Origin of the sequence: Amycolatopsis sp. NPDC051106 (genome assembly GCF_040682775.1) — a bacterium.
In the GTDB taxonomy this organism is placed as follows: Bacteria; Actinomycetota; Actinomycetes; order Mycobacteriales; family Pseudonocardiaceae; genus Amycolatopsis.
Window position 1 is genome coordinate 18,271 of sequence record NZ_JBFBBQ010000039.1, and the last position, 16,387, is coordinate 34,657.

General features: G+C 69.8%; 15 protein-coding genes and 2 pseudogenes. 7 read left to right on the top strand and 10 right to left on the bottom strand.

Annotated elements, in window-relative coordinates; translation table 11 throughout:
* The first annotated feature begins 12 nt into the window (after positions 1-12).
* From AB0M83_RS26735 to AB0M83_RS26745, 3 genes are all read left to right on the top strand, one after another.
* The gene (locus AB0M83_RS26735) at positions 13-1,332 is read left to right on the top strand and encodes an amidohydrolase family protein (protein ID WP_364521116.1); all 1,320 of its coding nucleotides are present in this window, start codon (positions 13-15) and stop codon (positions 1,330-1,332) included.
* Positions 1,333-1,336: 4 nt separating this feature from the next.
* Entirely contained in the window at positions 1,337-2,950 is a 1,614-nt protein-coding gene (locus AB0M83_RS26740) for an amidohydrolase (RefSeq protein WP_364521117.1), read from the top strand.
* 537 nt (positions 2,951-3,487) lie between these two features.
* A complete protein-coding gene (locus AB0M83_RS26745; protein WP_364521118.1) occupies positions 3,488-3,865 on the top strand; it encodes a hypothetical protein in 378 nt (125 codons plus the stop codon).
* A 435-nt stretch (positions 3,866-4,300) separates the two neighbouring features.
* Here the strand turns inward: AB0M83_RS26745 and AB0M83_RS26750 are convergent, their stop codons facing one another.
* Together AB0M83_RS26750 and AB0M83_RS26755 are read right to left on the bottom strand one after the other, a co-directional pair.
* Complete coding sequence (locus tag AB0M83_RS26750; protein WP_364521119.1) at positions 4,301-4,585, bottom strand: hypothetical protein; 285 nt, start codon at positions 4,583-4,585, stop codon at positions 4,301-4,303.
* 79 nt (positions 4,586-4,664) lie between these two features.
* Positions 4,665-5,065: pseudogene (locus AB0M83_RS26755) on the bottom strand (3-hydroxyacyl-CoA dehydrogenase family protein); the annotation flags it as partial.
* A gap of 1,262 nt (positions 5,066-6,327) precedes the next feature.
* Here AB0M83_RS26755 and AB0M83_RS26760 point away from each other — a divergent pair.
* Positions 6,328-6,456, top strand: a complete 129-nt coding sequence (locus AB0M83_RS26760; RefSeq protein ID WP_364521120.1) for a hypothetical protein — start codon at positions 6,328-6,330, stop codon at positions 6,454-6,456.
* A 391-nt stretch (positions 6,457-6,847) separates the two neighbouring features.
* Here the strand turns inward: AB0M83_RS26760 and AB0M83_RS26765 are convergent, their stop codons facing one another.
* The gene (locus tag AB0M83_RS26765; RefSeq protein ID WP_364521121.1) at positions 6,848-7,009 is read right to left on the bottom strand and encodes a hypothetical protein; all 162 of its coding nucleotides are present in this window, start codon (positions 7,007-7,009) and stop codon (positions 6,848-6,850) included.
* Positions 7,010-8,375: 1,366 nt separating this feature from the next.
* On the opposite strand from AB0M83_RS26765, the gene AB0M83_RS26770 reads away from it, so the two are divergent.
* Positions 8,376-8,537 (top strand): hypothetical protein, encoded by a 162-nt coding sequence (locus tag AB0M83_RS26770; protein WP_329056212.1) that lies wholly within the window; start codon positions 8,376-8,378, stop codon positions 8,535-8,537.
* Positions 8,538-8,645: 108 nt separating this feature from the next.
* On the opposite strand, the gene AB0M83_RS26775 is transcribed toward AB0M83_RS26770, so the two are convergent.
* Positions 8,646-9,185: a helix-turn-helix transcriptional regulator gene (locus AB0M83_RS26775; protein WP_364521122.1), complete on the bottom strand. Its 540-nt coding sequence runs from the start codon at positions 9,183-9,185 to the stop codon at positions 8,646-8,648.
* Between the two features lie 145 nt (positions 9,186-9,330).
* Between AB0M83_RS26775 and AB0M83_RS26780 the strand changes: the two genes are divergently transcribed.
* Both AB0M83_RS26780 and AB0M83_RS26785 read left to right on the top strand, forming a co-directional pair.
* The gene (locus AB0M83_RS26780; protein ID WP_364521123.1) at positions 9,331-10,131 is read left to right on the top strand and encodes an alpha/beta hydrolase; all 801 of its coding nucleotides are present in this window, start codon (positions 9,331-9,333) and stop codon (positions 10,129-10,131) included.
* The gene (locus AB0M83_RS26785) at positions 10,128-11,351 is read left to right on the top strand and encodes a SpoIIE family protein phosphatase (RefSeq protein WP_364521124.1); all 1,224 of its coding nucleotides are present in this window, start codon (positions 10,128-10,130) and stop codon (positions 11,349-11,351) included. Before AB0M83_RS26780 ends, AB0M83_RS26785 begins: the two co-directional genes overlap by 4 nt.
* Before the next feature lie 10 nt (positions 11,352-11,361).
* On the opposite strand, the pseudogene AB0M83_RS26790 reads toward AB0M83_RS26785, so the two are convergent.
* The 6 genes and pseudogenes from AB0M83_RS26790 to AB0M83_RS26815 all read right to left on the bottom strand — a co-directional run.
* Positions 11,362-11,522 (bottom strand): annotated as a pseudogene (locus AB0M83_RS26790) (ATP-binding protein); the annotation flags it as partial.
* Between the two features lie 343 nt (positions 11,523-11,865).
* Entirely contained in the window at positions 11,866-12,360 is a 495-nt protein-coding gene (locus AB0M83_RS26795; RefSeq protein WP_364521125.1) for a transposase family protein, read from the bottom strand.
* A 226-nt stretch (positions 12,361-12,586) separates the two neighbouring features.
* Positions 12,587-13,525, bottom strand: a complete 939-nt coding sequence (locus tag AB0M83_RS26800; protein ID WP_364521126.1) for a sensor histidine kinase — start codon at positions 13,523-13,525, stop codon at positions 12,587-12,589.
* Positions 13,522-13,857 carry an STAS domain-containing protein gene (locus AB0M83_RS26805; RefSeq protein WP_364521127.1) on the bottom strand — a complete coding sequence of 112 codons (336 nt, stop codon included), beginning with the start codon at positions 13,855-13,857 and terminating at the stop codon, positions 13,522-13,524. Before AB0M83_RS26805 ends, AB0M83_RS26800 begins: the two co-directional genes overlap by 4 nt.
* 409 nt (positions 13,858-14,266) lie before the next feature.
* Positions 14,267-15,310, bottom strand: a complete 1,044-nt coding sequence (locus tag AB0M83_RS26810) for an alpha/beta hydrolase (RefSeq protein ID WP_364521128.1) — start codon at positions 15,308-15,310, stop codon at positions 14,267-14,269.
* 383 nt (positions 15,311-15,693) lie between these two features.
* Complete coding sequence (locus tag AB0M83_RS26815; protein ID WP_364521129.1) at positions 15,694-16,170, bottom strand: SRPBCC family protein; 477 nt, start codon at positions 16,168-16,170, stop codon at positions 15,694-15,696.
* Positions 16,171-16,387 lie beyond the last annotated feature (217 nt).

Below are 16,387 nucleotides of genomic sequence, written 5' to 3' on the forward strand. Positions count from 1 at the left end.
CGGAGGTCAACGATGACACGTACGCTCATCCGGGGTGGCGCGATCTACAGCGTCGACCCCGGCATCGGTGAATTGCCGCGTGGGGACGTCCTGGTCGACGGGGACACGATTGCGGCGGTGGGCGAGAACCTGCCCGCCGACGGGGCCCGGATCATCGACGCGACCGGCATGATCGTGCTGCCCGGGCTGATCGACACCCACCGTCACCTCTGGCAGGCCTCACTGCGGCAGATCGCGGCCGACTGGACCCTCGACCAGTACGTCGACCGCATGCTGTTCGCCCTCGGGCCCCGTTTCCGTCCGGCCGACGTCTATGCCGCCGAGCTGCTCGGCGCGCTCGAAGCCCTGGACGCCGGCATCACCACGGTCATGGACTGGGCCCACATCATGCGCAGCCCCGACCACGCCGACGAGGCGGTCCGTGGGCTGGCGGACTCCGGGATACGCGCGGTGTTCGGCTACGGCAGCCCCGGCGGGCCACCCGCCGATTGGTACGCTCGCGACGTTTCCCGGATCGCCGAACACTGCCACGGCACCGGGTTGACCGGCTTCGCGCTGGCGAGCATGGGCCCGGAGTTCGGGCCCATCGAGGACACCATCACCGACCTGCGCCTGGCCCGCGAACTCGGCGTCCGCGTCTCCCTGCACGTCGGCGTCGGCCTGCTCGGCCGGCAACGGTCGATCACCGAACTGCACCGGCGGGGCCTGCTCGGTCCCGACCTGATCTACGTCCACTGCAACACCTGCACCGACGCCGAGCTTCGCCTGATCTCCCAAAGCGGCGGGCACGCCTCGATCTCACCGCGGGTGGAGATGCAGATGGGGCACGGCTACCCGGCGACCGGCCGGCTCCGCGCGGCCGGGGTGGACCCCAGCCTCAGCGTCGACGTCGTGTCCGGAGTGGGCGGCAGCCTCTTCGCCGAGATGCGCGGAACCCTCGAAGCCGAACGCGGCTGGCAGAACCACAGCGCTCTCGCCCGCGGGGAAGTGCTGCCGGAGCTGACGATCACCACCCGCGACGTCGTCCGGATGGCGACGATCGAGGGGGCCCGCACGCTCGGCCTCGACGACCGGATCGGGTCGCTCACCCCCGGCAAGCAGGCCGACATCGTCCTGCTGGACACCAACCGCCCGAACTTAGCACCCGTGAACCACCTGCCGGCGGCCATCACCTTGGCGGACAACGAGAACGTCCACACCGTGCTGATCGCCGGGCGCGTGGTCAAGGAAAGCGGGCGGCTGCGGCGACACGACTTGGCAGCCGTGCGGGAGGGGGCCCGTGCCTCCCGGGATCGCCTCCTGGCGTCGTGGCCCGCTCCGGCAGCGGTGTGAAGGGGTGAGTGCGACGAACGCCGACCGCATCTTCGTCAACGGCCTGGTCTGGCCGGGGCGCACCCGCCCGCCGGGTCTGGAGCCGACCGCGCTGCTGGTCCGGAACGGCCGGATCGGCGCCTGCGGCACCGACGCGGAGATCCGGGCGCTCGCGGGGCCCGGCGCGGTGGTGACCGATCTCGGTGGCCGCCGCGTGATCCCCGGACTCATCGACGGCCACATGCACGCCGTGCGAGCCGGTTCGACCTGGGCCGGCGAACTGCGGTGGACCGGCGTCCCCGACCTGCCTGCCGCGCTCGGCGGGATCCGCGCCGCCGCCGGCCGGACGCCCCCGGGCACTTGGCTGCGCGTCGTCGGCGGCTGGCACCCGTCCCAGTTCGCCGAAGGGCGCGAGCCCACCCGTGCCGAACTGGACGCCGCCGCCCCGGAGCACCCGGTCTACGTGCAGGCCCTGTACGAGGTCGCGGTGCTCAACTCGGTGGCGTTGCACGTGACCGGAATCGACGCAACGGCCGCGGACCCACCGGGCGGGCAGATCGACCGGGACCCGGCGACCGGCGAGCCGACGGGACGGATCTTCGGCATGGGCGCGTTCGACCGGGTCCTGAGCGCGGTGCCGCCGGCGACGCCGGAAGAGGAACGCCGCTCGACCGCGGCGATGTGCACCGACCTGCACGCCCTCGGGCTGACCGGGATCGTCGACGCGGGCGGCTTCGGCATGTCGCCGCAGCGGTACGAACCCCTGTTCGCGTTGTGGCGCGACGGCGGCCTTTCCCTGCGGATGCGGCTGTTCCTCTCGGCGACCGACCCCGGGCAGGAGTACGCCCAGCTGGCCACGTGGATGCGGCACACCCCGCCCCGGTTCGGTGACCCGATGCTGCAGTTCCTCGGCATCGGCGAGGTGGTGCACTTCGGCTGTCACGACTTCGAAGGGCTCGAGGACTTCGCCATTTCCGACGACGCCGTGAGCGATCTGTACGACATCTGCCGCCGCGCGGCCGAACGCGGCTGGCCGGTGAACATCCACGCCGTCCTCGACGAGTCCATCGACCGGATCCTCACCTGCTGGGAAGCGATCGACAAGCACGTCCCGCTCCGGCAGCTGCGGTTCACACTGTCGCATGCCGACCGGATCAGCATCCGCAACCTGCGGCGGCTGAAGGCGCTGGGCGCGGGCGTGGTGCTCGACGATCATCACGTGTTCAAGGCCGCGCACGCCGAGCGCGCCTGGGGCAGCGGGTCCATGGCGGACGTACCGCCGATCGCCGATCTGCTGGCCGCCGACATCCCGCTGGCGGCGGGTACGGACGCGACCCGCGCGTGCTCGCACGACCCGTGGCTGGCGCTGTGGTGGCTGATCACCGGCCGCTCCGCAGACGGCCTCACCCGGCGCGCCGGCCGCCACCGGATGACACGGGAGCAGGCACTGGAGTGCTACACCGCCGGCAGTGCCTGGTTGAGCTTCGAAGAGACCACCCGCGGCCGGCTCGTACCCGGCGCCTGGGCGGACTTCGTCGTGCTCAGCGAGGACTACTTCACGGTCCCGGAGCAACGCCTACCGGCGATTCGCTCGAAACTCACCGTGGTGGGCGGGGAACCGGTCCACGACGCGAGGTGAGCCCCCAAGACCATTCCGCCTACCGGTGACGCGACTCGGACGTGCCTGATGATGCCGCCCACGACGTCGTGGTACGACGGGAGGAAGCCGATCATGACGTTCTTCGCCTCGGTCGAGCCGACGTCAGATGCAACGACAACGGAAACCGGATCGGCGCCGGGTTGACCTCACACAGACGCCGATCGAATTGACTCCGTTTGCTGGCGGCGCCGGGCTAGTACTCGGGTTTCTTCATCTGCTCAAGATGAGCGCATCCTGATCTGACATGACAGTCGGTGCCAGGGACTTGTGATGGCGGAGCGTGGTGCGTGGAAGCGGTGTGGGTGTGTCGATCCGGAGACGGGACGTCCGTATGGGCCTCGCTGTCCTCGGCTGGCTGCGCGGGGGCACGGCAGTTGGTACTTGATGGTGGAATTGCCGGGGCAGCGCGACGGCGGGCGGTGCCGGCTGCGGTGTGGTGGGTTTTCGTCTCGGGCGGCGGCGGTGCAGGCTCAGCGATACTGGCGGGGTGAGGATGTCGATCCTGATCTGAGTTTGGTGACGGTGGGGCAGTGGCTGGATATCTGGCTGGCCACTCGTCACGCGATTCGTCCCGCAACGCGGAGGATCTACACCCAGCTCGTGCGGGACTACGTGCAGCCGGGCCTCGGGAACGTCGCGCTGGGGAAGTTGACGATCGGCCGGGTGCAGGCGATGTTCACGGGCCTGCTGCGAGCGAATGCCGCCCGGGTCCGGCCGTTGTCGGCGACGACCTTGCAGCGGATACGTGAGGTGCTGCGTGCGGCGCTGAACGGGGCGATCCGGCGTGGGTTGATCACCAGCAACCCGGCGCGGTGGGTGGAGCTGCCGTCGCTGCGGCGGCCGGGCGCTTGGCTATCCGTGGTGAACTCCGAGTCTTCCGAAGGCGGCGCATGATCGCAACGGGAGCGACTCGACGATATTGTGCGCAACCTCGGCGCCCGCTTCACCGAAGCACGGATCAACGGCTGGCTCTGCGAGGTGGACGGCCCCACTGTCAGCCTGGACGCCGCCACCGCCAAGCTCACCGACCTCGACCGCACGATCGCCCGCGCCAGCGGCCTGGTCAGCATCACTGCTTCGCGCCTGGGCGGTAGGCGGTGTTGCGGCGGTCGATCAGGCGATGATCGACATCGCCATGCCGCTGTTCGAGTCAGAGGACGTCCGGGGAGCCCTGATGTCAGCCGTGAAAGCTCACCAGGCGGGTCAGCCGCGTCCGGTGCTCGACTTCCGGGGGCAGTGACCGGCATGTACCTGCGCCGCCGCAGGCGCCGAGAGGTCGATTTTTGCGACGTTGGCCGGCTGGTGCGGCCGCCCTCGCGCGCTGCCGGCTCAGGTGACCGGGTCGCGCAGGATGGTCCGGAAGCCGTCCTGTGGTGTGGTGCGGTCGAAGGAGTCGAGGTGGATCTCGTGATGTGGTCCGCGGCGGCGGAGGCCGCGCTCTTCGGCGAACGCGCCGAGCCGTTTCAGCGTCTGGTCCTCTCCGGCGAACGGTCCGTGGTGCATGACCTGGACGACGTCACCTTCGGTGTAGGAGAACAGGAACAGCTCCGCGGCGGCGAGCCCGGCGGCGAGCTCGGCGGGGAGGTCGATGTCGTCGGGGACGCGGACGAGCATCCGCCAGCGCAGGTGCCGGAGGGGGATGGTCCAGTAAAGGCCCGGGCTTCCTGGGTGCGCCGCACCCAGGAACCGCGAGTCAGGCGGCTTTCCGGTAGTCGTAGAAGCCGCGGCCCGACTTGCGCCCGTACAGGCCGGCGTCGACCATGCGCAGCAACAACGGCGGCGGAGCGTAGAGCGGCTCCTTGAACTCGGCGTACATCGACTCGGCGACCGCCTTGGTCGTGTCCACCCGATCAGGTCGACCAGGCGCAGCGGGCCCATCGGGTGCGCGCAGCCGTGCACCATCCCGGCGTCGATGTCCTCGGCCGCGGCGAACCCGGACTCCAGCATGCGGATCGCCGACAGCAGGTAGGGGACCAGTAGCGCGTTGACCACAAACCCCGCCCGGTCCTGCGCGTGCACCACCGTCTTGCCCAGCGTGGTCTCCGCGAACGCCGTCACCCGCTCGCGCGTTTCCGGCGAGGTGAGCAGCGACGGGAACCCGGAGTCACCGCTATCACTCGAAGGGAGATATTCGATAGAGGTAGGTGTCCTGCCTGGGGTGCTCGAACGAGCAGGGCTCTCGCCGGCGGAATCACTCGGCTCGGGCATTGTGGCGCGACGGCGGTACTGAGATCGTTCGAAGTCGCGAACCCGGTATTTTGCGCTCGGCTGCGGAGGGAACTTTGGACGACGGCGAGCTCGGTCGCCCGGGCCGGTCGGTGACGAACGGTGCAGCGTCACCCGACTTGTGTCCTGGTACGGGCGTCACCTACACCGCGGGCGGGCGCCGGGACGACGGGCCGGCGCGTCGGCATGGGACGGTCGCGGGCCGGGTGCTCCACGATCGGTTCTTGAACACGAGCTGGGTACCGGTCCGGCCGGATCGCAGCGCCGAAGATATTCCGCCCCAGTGGGTACGCAGTCGTGACATCGTCGCGGTCGACCAGAGACCCGATACCTGAGGCACGACGTCGGCCTTCGGGATTCGGTTCGCGCTGCTCGCTCGTGGGACCGCGACGGGACCACGAAACTCGCGCCAGAGCCAAAAAGTGGCCGCGGCCAGGTATCACCCCTGGTCAGGATCAGTCTGATTCCAGCGAGGTGGCTGAGTGCCCGTTCAAGACCGGCCACCTGGCAGTGAGCCGGGGCGGCCGGGAGGATCTCGACGTGCGCGCGTGTGAGGAGATCCAGGCCGAGCAGGCGGTGCGGGCGTTGCTCCCGGCTCCCGTCGCCGATCAGGATCGTTGCTGACAACCTGTTCGGCCGCTGGCGTGGCAGCTCCCCCTCGCCGAGTTGGACGGCATCGACCCGGTGGACGCCGCCTCCTTCATCGGCTACCCGCTCGATGCCGTTCGGGTCATAGACCATCGGGTTGTGGTCGTCGATCGTCGGCGGCCATCTCGATCTCGTTGTGCAGCGGCACGACGTGCCGCACGCGCGGCACGACACGGTCCGCAATGACTGGGCAATTGCTCGACCACCCAGTTCCTGGCAACTATCGGAAGAAGCCGGTTCCAGTGCTGACTGTGCGAGGTCGCGGCAGTGTTCTTCTTCATCGATTCGGCCGTTGCCCACCCGCACGCTCCGGACGTGAGTGCGCTCATCCGGCAGTGCTGCGTCCACGACGTGCCCCTGGCACTCAATCGACCTACCGCGGAGGCCGTCGTGACCCAGCTCGCGCATGCGGAACGAGGCCGGGTGCCGACGCCGCGCGCGGGTACGAACACGCGGTCAGCTCGTGACGACTATTCCGTGAAGTGCCGAAGAACGACCTGAATACACGAATTCGAGAAGCTGAGATGTTTATCGTGACGAAGACGCCGGTGGCGATCGTCGGGCCCGGAAACGTCGGGACCGACCTGATGTACAAGCTGATGCGCTCGTAAACGTTGGAGCCCCGGTTCGTGATCGGCAGGAATCCCGCACCGGCAGGAATCCCGCACCGGCGGGGCTCAACCACGCGCACGCGGAAGGATTGCAGGTCAGCGCGGAGGACATCGAATGGCTCCTGGACCGCCAGGAGGCTGGTGTTCGAAGCGGCTTCCGCGGTCGTCTACGTGGCCCACGCCCCGCGCTACGCCGATGCCGGGATCACCGCGATCGACCTGACCCCGCCGGGCGTGCCACGGCCGCCCTCGCTGCCGACGACACCGAACCACCGACACCCACGCGGGTCGTCGTCTCCTGCGTCACGGACCCGTCATCAGGTGCCGACATTTCCGCCTTCGTGGCCACGATCGTCGCGGACGTCGCCCGCTACGTCCCCGATTACCCGGCTCACCCGCCCACTTCCACGTCCAGGGCCTTCCTGGCGGTCGGCAGCGGGTCACCGTCGCGCTGGAGATCGAAGGAACCGGCGACTACCTCCCGCGCTACGCCGGCAACCTCGACATCATCAGAGCCGCCGCGGTCGAGACCGGCGAGGTCGTCACCGCGCAAGTCGCCGGATCCATGACCCCGGTCGAACGGCTTACCAGTCGAGTGCGACAGTGCACTACGCCCGCCGGCGATGGGTCCGGTCGGGCGGGGCTGACAGCGAGGCAAGAGGTCATGCTTGACCGGTGATCGCTGAGCGGTGCCGGTGTTCGGCAAAGACGCCACGAAACGGTGATTTCACGACCATGCGCGTGGCTTGGGCTGTTCCGGCACACGCGGATGCGCGATGTTCTTGGCGCGCGGGATCCATCGGGGACCTGTCACCCGCGCCAGTGGGTATCCGGGGCGGGTCGCCGGCGGGGGCATGAACCCGGCCTCGGATACCCGGCTCTCACGATTGTCTCGGTCGTCTTCATCGGTGACCCTGCGACAGCAACGCGATGACGAGTGTTCGGCGCCAGGCACTGGCGTCGCTTCGGGCTACGAGTGCGACGATGCCGTCTCAGGGTTGATGTCCGTGCCCGGCTTCGGACGGACGCGGTGCTGCTGCACCGGGAGGAACCGGCGGCTCGAGCCGGTGGCGGACTGCCCCAACGCGCGGCGAAGTACTTCGAAGAGCAGGTGCGTCGGCCGTTTCGGTCTTCACCGGGCGCGGTCCCGAGCAGGTGCGAGCGAAGCCGGTGGCCTCCGCTGTCGGGACCGAGGGCCGCCGACGGGCCAGGGTCAGGGCGCGGGCGCCCTGCGCTGTGGCCGACGTGATTGACGAGGGCCGCGGCCGCTTCCATGCCGAAGTAGTCCACATTGGTGAGGTCGAGCATTACGGTGGTAGCTCCACTGCGGGTGGCCTCGGCGAGGACAGCGGCGAACAGGCTCGCGTCGAGCGGGCCCCACCCCCGCAGCGTCACCGATTGGCCGGTCAGGGAGGGCTCGCAGCGGGTACCCGCGCCGTGCGCGGACATGCGAGCGACTTCGCTTAACGCGATCATCCGGAACCGCACGAGGTAGTCAGCGGGGGTCTCGTTCGTTCGTGGCGGCGCTGCCGGCTCTCGTCGTCGGCCTGCGAGGCGGCTTTTCACAGTTCCCGCAGGCACCTCGGCCGTGTGCTGAGCCGGTGCGGGTGGACATTCGAGCGAATCAGGGCGCGGCGACCCGACGTCGGCACTTTCGCGGCGGACATCGGCCAGAGCGTCGCCCACCACCTCGGCAAGCTCAAGTTGGCCGACCTGGTCCGGGCTCACCGGGAAGGCAGCCGCCCGGTCCACTACGTCGACGGCCCGCACGCCGCGAAACGGCGGCTCGCCGTCGAACACCAGTGGGCACTCTGGCCGCCGATCCGGCGCACAGGAGCTCGGTGGTGACCGGTGCATGAGAAGCCCGCCGGTTGGGTACCTCTCAGCCCGGCCGACGTGGACACGGAAAAGGAGCGGTCATGGGATTGCTGATCGGGTTGCTGGTCGTCTGGGCGGTATTGGTGGTTTTGGGCGCCGTCGTCAAGGGCCTGTTCTGGCTGATCATCGTGGGGGCCGTGCTGTTCGTGGCCACCGGGGTGATCGGGTTCGTCAAGCGGAAGGCGCTGAGCGGCCGCGGGTGATGTGAGGCTCGCGATCCGCCGTCCGCGGCGGTCGAACGAAACGTGTCACGGCGGGTGCGGTGGTGTGGGCAGGCAGGCGCCGGCACCAGGATGTGCCGGCGGCTCGCGCTACGACGCGTGTGACCGACTTCGACCGCCGTCACTGCCGACCGCAAAGGTGTCCAGCTCCCTGCGTAAGTCTTCGACGCTGCGTCCGGTGAGGACCGACAGTGGCTCAAGTGCTTCTTCGTGGAGTTCGCGGTACGCAGGGCCACCCTGCCGGACCAGGAACCGCGCCCATTGCCGCAACCCCCGGAGAGCCGGTGATCGGTCTGTGCTGACGGCACGCAGGTCGAGGGTGACCGTCCACGCGACTGCCGAGGCCATCCGCCGGCTCACGCGAGCCAGCAGGGTGGGTACATCCTCGCCGAGCGCACCGCAGACTTGGGCGAGCCGGACCACCGAACAATGGCGAGTGCCCAGCTCGTAGGTCGCCAAGGTCTGGACGGCGATCAGCGAGCCGAGCCGATCGACCAGCTGCTGCCGGGTGCAACCACGGCTCCTGCGCAGCAGCCGCAGCTCGTTGCCCAGGCAGCGTCGGTAGGCCTGGTCGAAACCGTCACCGCCGACATCGGCGACGGATCGCGGGACCGGATAGGGGACGGGCATATGGCGAAGACTTCGCCACGTGCCTCCTGTGACGCCATACGGTTTTGATCACCCGAGCGGACTACCCGGCTTCGCCGGGCCGTCCGGCGAAGTTTCCCCTGCCTGGTGATCACACTGGGGCGTTCAGCGTGGCAGGATGTGCCGGATGAGCATGCGGACCAGGAACAACGTCGTCGTCACCGGGCGGGAAGACGGGCCGGTGCTGTTGCTCGCGCACGGGTTCGGCTGTGACCAGAACCTGTGGCGCCTCGTCGTCCCCGCCCTCGCCGAGCAGTACCGCGTGGTGCTGTTCGACCACACCGGCGCCGGGCGCTCGGACCTCTCGGCCTGGACTCCCGAGCGCTACGGCACCCTCGACGGCTACGCCGACGACATCCTCGCCCTGTGCCGCGAACTGGACCTGACCGACGTCGTGCTCGTCGGGCACTCGGTCAGCGCGATGATCGCCGTGCTGGCCGCCAACCACGAGCCGGACCGGTTCGCGAAGCTGGTGCTGCTCACGCCGTCCCCGTGCTACATCGACGACGACGGCTACCGGGGCGGGTTCAGCCGCGAAGACATCGACGAGCTCCTCGAGGCACTGGAGTCGAACTACCTCGGCTGGTCGGCGACGATGGCGCCGGTCATCATGGGCAACCCGGACCGCCCGGAGCTGGGCGAAGAGCTGACGAACAGCTTCTGCCGCACCGACCCCGCGATCGCGCGCGTCTTCGCCCGGGCGACGTTCCTCTCCGACAACCGCGCCGACCTGGCCAAAGTCAGCGTGCCGACGCTCATCCTCCAATGCTCCAACGACGCCATTGCGCCGCCGGAGGTCGGACAATTCACCCACGAGCAGATCAGCGGCAGCGCGCTGGTGACGCTCGACGCGACCGGGCACTGCCCGCAGCTCAGCGCGCCCGAAGCCACTACCGCCGCGATCACCGAGTTCGTGGACAGCCCGTGATCCGCGAGGCGGGAGAGAGCGCCGACCGCGGAAGTGACGCCGATCCCGCGTTCTCGGCTCTGCTCGAAGACAGCGCCGAGGACCTCTACGAGAACGCCCCCTGCGGTTTCGTCTCGACCCTGCTGGACGGCACGATCGCCAAGATCAACGCCACGCTGCTGGGCTGGCTGGGGTGCACCCGCGAGGAGCTGGTCGGCCGGCGGCGGTTTTCCGACCTGTTGACCGTCGGCGGCCGCCTGTACCACGAGACGCACTTCGCGCCGCTGCTGCGCATGCAGGGCGATCTCGGCGGCATCGCCGTCGAGATGAAGACAGCGGACGGCGCGCGGCTGCCTGTGCTGGTGACCTCGAAGGTCAAGACCAGCCCGGACGGCGAGGCCCAGCTGATTCGCACCACGGTGTTCGACGCACGCGACCGGCGTGCCTACGAGCAGGAGCTGCTCCGGGCCCGCAACGAGGCCGAGCGCGAACGCGACCGGGTGGACCGGCTGGCGAAGACCCTGCAGCGCACATTGCTGCCGCCGACGTTGCCGGACGTGCCCGGCATGCAGGTCGCGGCCTACTACCACCCGGCCTCGGAAGACCAGGTCGGCGGCGACTTCTACGACCTGTTCCCGCTGACCGGCGACACGTGGGGCGTCTTCCTCGGCGACGTGTCCGGCAAGGGCGCCGGGGCCGCCGTGGTGACGTCGCTGGCGCGCTACACGCTGCGGGCGGCCGCGGTGCACGACCCGGACCCGGTCACCGCGTTGCAGACGCTCAACGCCGTCCTGCACCAGGAATTCCACGGCCCCGAGCCGCGGTTCTGCACCGTCCTGCACGGCCACGTCCGGCCGCACGACGGCACTGGCGCCACGGTGACCCTGGCCGGCGGCGGCCACCCGCCCGCCTTGCTCATCCGCGCCGACGGGACGACCTCCTTCCTGGAAGCCCGGGGCGGGCAGCTGGTGGGTGCCCTGCCCGTCGCCCGGTTCGCCGCGGTCACCGCCGTGCTACAGCCCGGTGACACCGTGCTTCTGTACACCGACGGGCTGACGGAAGCTCGCACCCTTGGCCGTCGCCGCTACAGCGAAGAACAGCTGCGGGCAGACCTCACCGGCCTGGCACCGACCACCGCGTCCGCGGTGATCCATGCGGTCACCAAGCTCTTGGCCGGCTTCGGGGACGGCGTCGAAGACGACACCGCACTGCTCGCGATGAGCGTCCCGCTTCAACCGTGACCCGCGGCGATCAGCGCTGCCGCAGGTAGACGCGGACGGTGGTGCCGCCGTCGCCGGTGTGGGTGGCACCAAGTCGGCGAAGGCGTGGACTAGCAGTAGCCCGCGGCCTCCCAGCTGACCGGGATCGGCCGGGCGACGGCCCGCCAGCGGGTCGGCCAACCGGCCGGTGTCGGACGGCGTCGGCCGATCCGCGCGATCCTACGACCGTGGAGAACCGCACGAATACGGGTCGCTTTCGATTGATCTCTTTCGAGTGAAAGATGTCGGCCACAAGCACGATTAATCTGCGTCATTCCTGGCGTGACCTGCGAACAAAAGGATGCGGAAGAGGGTCAAAAGAAGCAGGTCGAGAAGGAGGAGCGGAGTGGGAGAAAATGTCGCCAAGGGAGAGGTGGAAGCGCCAGTATGACGAGGCAAAGAAGATCTGTGACTTTGAAATTCGCTTTCCTCTATAGCCACTTCTGACTACGAATAGAGCACGCAGGAACCATCGACGGCCTGATCTCACCGACTTTCAGTTCAGTCGGCCGTGTTCGATGTGGATGAGTACGAGTGCAGCGTTGACGATGGTGCCGATCTTGCGGGGGCTGGTGGTGATGTGGCGGAGTGCGCGCCAGCGGCCGACGAGGAGCGCGAAGGCGCGTTCGCCGAGGCAGCGCAGGCCGCGGAGCAGGGCTTTGTAGGTGCGGTTGTCGGCATCCAGTGCTTGGTTGCCGGCAGGTTGCTTGACCGGGGTGTGCACGCCGATTCCGGTGCCGGCGTAGCCGCCGTCGGCCGACGTGGGCAGGTCGAGATGGGAGTAGGCCCAGTACAGGGCGCTGAGTACATGCTCTCGGGCTGCGGTGATGTCGTGTGCGGAGCCCGGTTCGACCTCCGAGCACCACAGTGGGAACCCGTCGGGCTTCGACGACCACCGGCACGGTGTGGTCATGGCGGTGATCCGGGCTCGCAGCGGACCGCCGCCGTGGAGGTCGGCGTTGGCGGCCGGCTCGTCGACCACCAGCAGCACGTCGGGCAGGTGGTCGGTGCCGAGGTGGGAGCACTGCCCGGTGGCCCAGCGGCGTATCCCCGCGAGCGCGACCGGATCGGTGCCGCGCGGATCCGTGATTCAGCGCGCGGCATCGCCGCTCACGTCCTCATCACGCACCGGTCAGGACCCATGGTGTCGCTCACGGGTGCGCATTTTCCCGGATCATTCGCGTAAACGGCTCGATGGCCACGGGAACCCAGCCGCGTCACAGCTGGAAGTGGACGCGGATGGTGGTGCTGCGGGTGCCGGCGTGGAGCCGCACCAGGTCGGACATGTGGTTGACCAGCAGCAGGCCTCGCTGCCGGTGCTGGCCGGGTGCGGCCGGGTGCCGGCCGGCCAGCGGGTCGGTCAGGGTGCCCTGGTCGTGGACGTCGCAGACGAGGTGTCCGTCGGCGGTCCAGATCCGGAGCCGGCCGGTGCCGCCGCCGTGGTCGATGCTGTTGGTCACCAGTTCGGTGACGACCAGTTCGACGTCGGCGATCCGGTCGTCCGCCAGCCCCGCCTGCAGGGCGTGGGTGCGCGCGAGGAACCGGGCGTGGGCGAGGTTGGTGGCATCGACGGTGAGCTCGGTGGCGTCGGCTGGTTCGGGCAGCGGCTGGTTGTAGCCGTCGATGATCCGCTCGGGGGCGTAGGCGGTGCTGGTTCGCTCGCCGGTGCTGTCGATGAGCAGCGGGTGGGTTGCTTCGGCGTCGGCCAGCACGGCCGGGGTCAGGTTCTGGGTGTCGTAGGGGCAGAGGATGGTGACGTCGCGGCCGGTGAAGGCGAGGTTGATCAGGGCTTCGTGCTGGGCGCAGGCGGGGTATTCGTCGTCGGTGCGGTTCGGCCAGATCGGTTCGCCGATGATGCGGACGGGCCGCTCGGGGTGGGTGTCGGCGAAGGCGCGCAGCACACCGGGGATGATCCGGCCGGGGTTGCGGCCGGCGGTGTTCATGTCCAGGAGCCGGACCTGCTCGGCGTCGGCGCCGAGTTCGGCGCGCAGTAGTGCGAGGTTGGGTCCCGGGACGGCCACGGCGACCGGTTCGCCCGCGGCGAGTCCGGACCGGATGAACGGGACGGTGCCGGCGAGGTACTCGTCGGCACCGTTGTAGAACAGGGCGGGGTGGATGAACGGCTCGGCGCCGGGTGTGTCGACGGGCGTGCTCATGACGCCTCCTGTTCTTCGATCACGATCTGCGCTGGCGCGCCCGGGCACAGCACCGCCAGTACCTTGCGGAGGACCGTCGGTGGGTGGGCGATCGTGAGAGGTGCCGTGCCGGGTTGGCGTTGCGCGGTGGTGAGCAGCATGGATGTGCCGCGGGTGTCGATGAACGACAGTTCGGACAGATCCAGGCGGGTGGGCGAACCGTTCGCGGTCGCCGACTCCAGGGCTTTCCGCCAGACCTCCCGAGTGCTGAGGTCGACCGCGCCGATCACCCGCAGGCCTGTCCCATCGGGTAGCGGGACCACCTGCAACTGGCTGTTGTGCGAGTCGCTCACTCCCGCAGCCTACCGGTTACTGTGGTCTGGTCATGGGTCGAGAGGCTTGCGGCGACCCACCGACCCCCCGCGGCGCGGGACAAGTCCGTTCCTCCCGGCCGACGCGCCTGGCGACCATGCCTCGGTGCCGGCACGGGTGCTCACGGTGAAGATGATCGCCTGACCGACGCCGGGCGGGTCTGCAGCGTGGCCGCCCGGTCCGCCACCGGGACGCCGGCGAGCGCGGTGGTCGGTGACTCGTCCCAGCGGGCAGTTCGCGGGCGGTTCCCTCGGCACCGGTGAGCGGCAGCGGTTCCCGTCGCTGGTCGCCACCCGCGTCAGGTCGTCGGCAACCAGTCTCCGGCAATGCGCATGACTGCGGGTGCGTCCACCTCGGCCGACTTCGCCCGACGGTGGCTTGGCCGCACCGTCAGCCGGGGGAGGGGCCACCGTCACCGGCGAGGAGTGTTTCGCTGTGCTCGGCGTCCTCCGTGCGCAGCCAGCCGAGGAGCGTCTCGTAGACGGCGGTGTCGTGGAGCAGGCTGAAGTGGTTGAGCCCGCCGAGCCAGACGATGTCGGCTTCGTCGGTCAGGTCGCCGGCCTCGACCGGGGGCACGAGGAGGTCGCCGAAGAGGTGGCCCCACCTGCTTCCTTCGGTGCGGGAGAGCGTCGCGGACACGTACAGGCGGCGCACGCCCGTCCCCGACCCGGGCGGCGGTCGCCATCCGGCCTCGCGCCCGGGCGCCCATTGCGCGGGGTGCACGTAGCCGTGGGCGAGGTCCTGGATGCCGTCGCTGCGGGCGGCCAGCAGACGGGTGAAGGGGTTCGTCAGCGGTGACCGGCCCAGCAGGTGCACGAGCTGCGCGACCCGGCGTTCCAGCGGCGCGCCGCTGTGCGGGGTGCCCAGGCAGACCAGCCGCGTCACCCGGGGTAGCCACGCGACGTTTCGTTCTTCCGCGCGGTACAGCGCGCTTCGCGCCACCAGGCCGCCCATCGAGTGCCCGATGAGGACGACGTCGCTGACCGGCACCGGCCACGCGGCGGTCAACCGGGAAAGCAGGGCGACGAGGTCGTCGCCGTTCTCGGACACGTGCCGGCCCGAGTTGTACCGGACGTAGACGGAGGTCGTCCCGAGGTCGGCCGCCAGGCGGGTGCCGAAGCCGTCACCGCGGAACCAGCAGCGTTCGGTCTCCACCAGGCCGTGCAAGAAGATCACGAGCCTGCCGGTCGCCTCGGGAAAGGCGTGCGCCAGCGACCGCCGGGTCAGGTTGACCGGTCTTCGTTCGGAGCGGACGGTCATGTCCTCGCCGGACCCCCGGCCAGCCGCGGGGAAACTCGCCCCGAACATCCCGTGGGCGACACCGGTGGCGTAGTGCCCGGGGGCGGATTCGAGGACCGACGTCGTCCAGTAGTCACGCGCGAGCAGCCCGGGCAGCCGCGTGGCCGCCGAGGCCACCGCGGTCCAGCTGCTCACCAGCTCGCCCGCACCGAGGTTGCCGTCTTGGTCATCCGTGCTTCTTCCGTGCTTCGCCGCCGCAGGACCGGCCGACCTCACGCCGCGAAGACCCTCCGGGAAACCGGCGAACCGGAGCGGCAGACGTGATTTCCGGCGCAGGGACGGCGGTCACCTCATGCCGGCGCGGCGGGGCAGCGGAAAGCCGGTGCCCGCGCAGCCGCGTCCCGGAACCGTGATCGGAGACACGCGGCCGAGGTGGGCGCCCTGGTGTCGGCGACGGCCGCAGTGGACGGCGGCTGAGCTCGTCCCGCCCACGCCGAAACGGCCGGTCCCCTCGACGGTGGAGGGGACCGGCCGTTTCGTGACGCGGTGGCGTTCCCGCGCGCCGGTGGCGGTCCGTGCTAGTTCGCGGTGTGCTGGCCAGGGCGGTCGACGTCGCCGCGCCACGCACCGGTCTCGTGGCCGTCGCGCACCTCGATGAACGTCTTGAACCGGTCGAGGTCACCCTGCACCCGGTGGTCGAGGATGCCGAGCTTGTCGGCGACGTTCTCCACGAAGCCCTCGGGGTCGATGTCCATCTGGACGGTGACGCGGGTGTGGGTGTCGTCGAGGCGGTGCACCGTCACGACCCCGGCGTGGTTCGGTCCGGTGTCGGACTTCCAGGCGACGCGCTCGTCGCGGTTCTGCTCGGTGATCGTGGCGTCGAACTGCTTGGTGACGCCGGCGACGCTGATGGTCCAGTGGGTGTGGGTGTCGTCCACCTGGTCGATGCGGTCGACCCCCTCCATGAAGCGGGGGAACTCGGTGAACTGGGTCCACTGGTTGTAGACGGTGCTCACGTCGGCTTCGACGTCGACGGACTTGGTGATCGTGCTCATGCCGCGGTCGCTCCTTCTCGTTTGGTGTCGGGTTACCGCACTCGCAGAGGCACGGCCACGGGTCGGCTACCCGCCGGGCCCGCCGGTAAACCGGCGGGCCGCGGTGGGGGACGTCATCAGCCGGTCACGCGCCGCGCGTCCGTGCCGGAAGCCGAGGCGGCCGTTTGCCCGCGGCGATCGGGGGTAGGCGGTCGGGAACCGGTCGATCCGCGCCGCC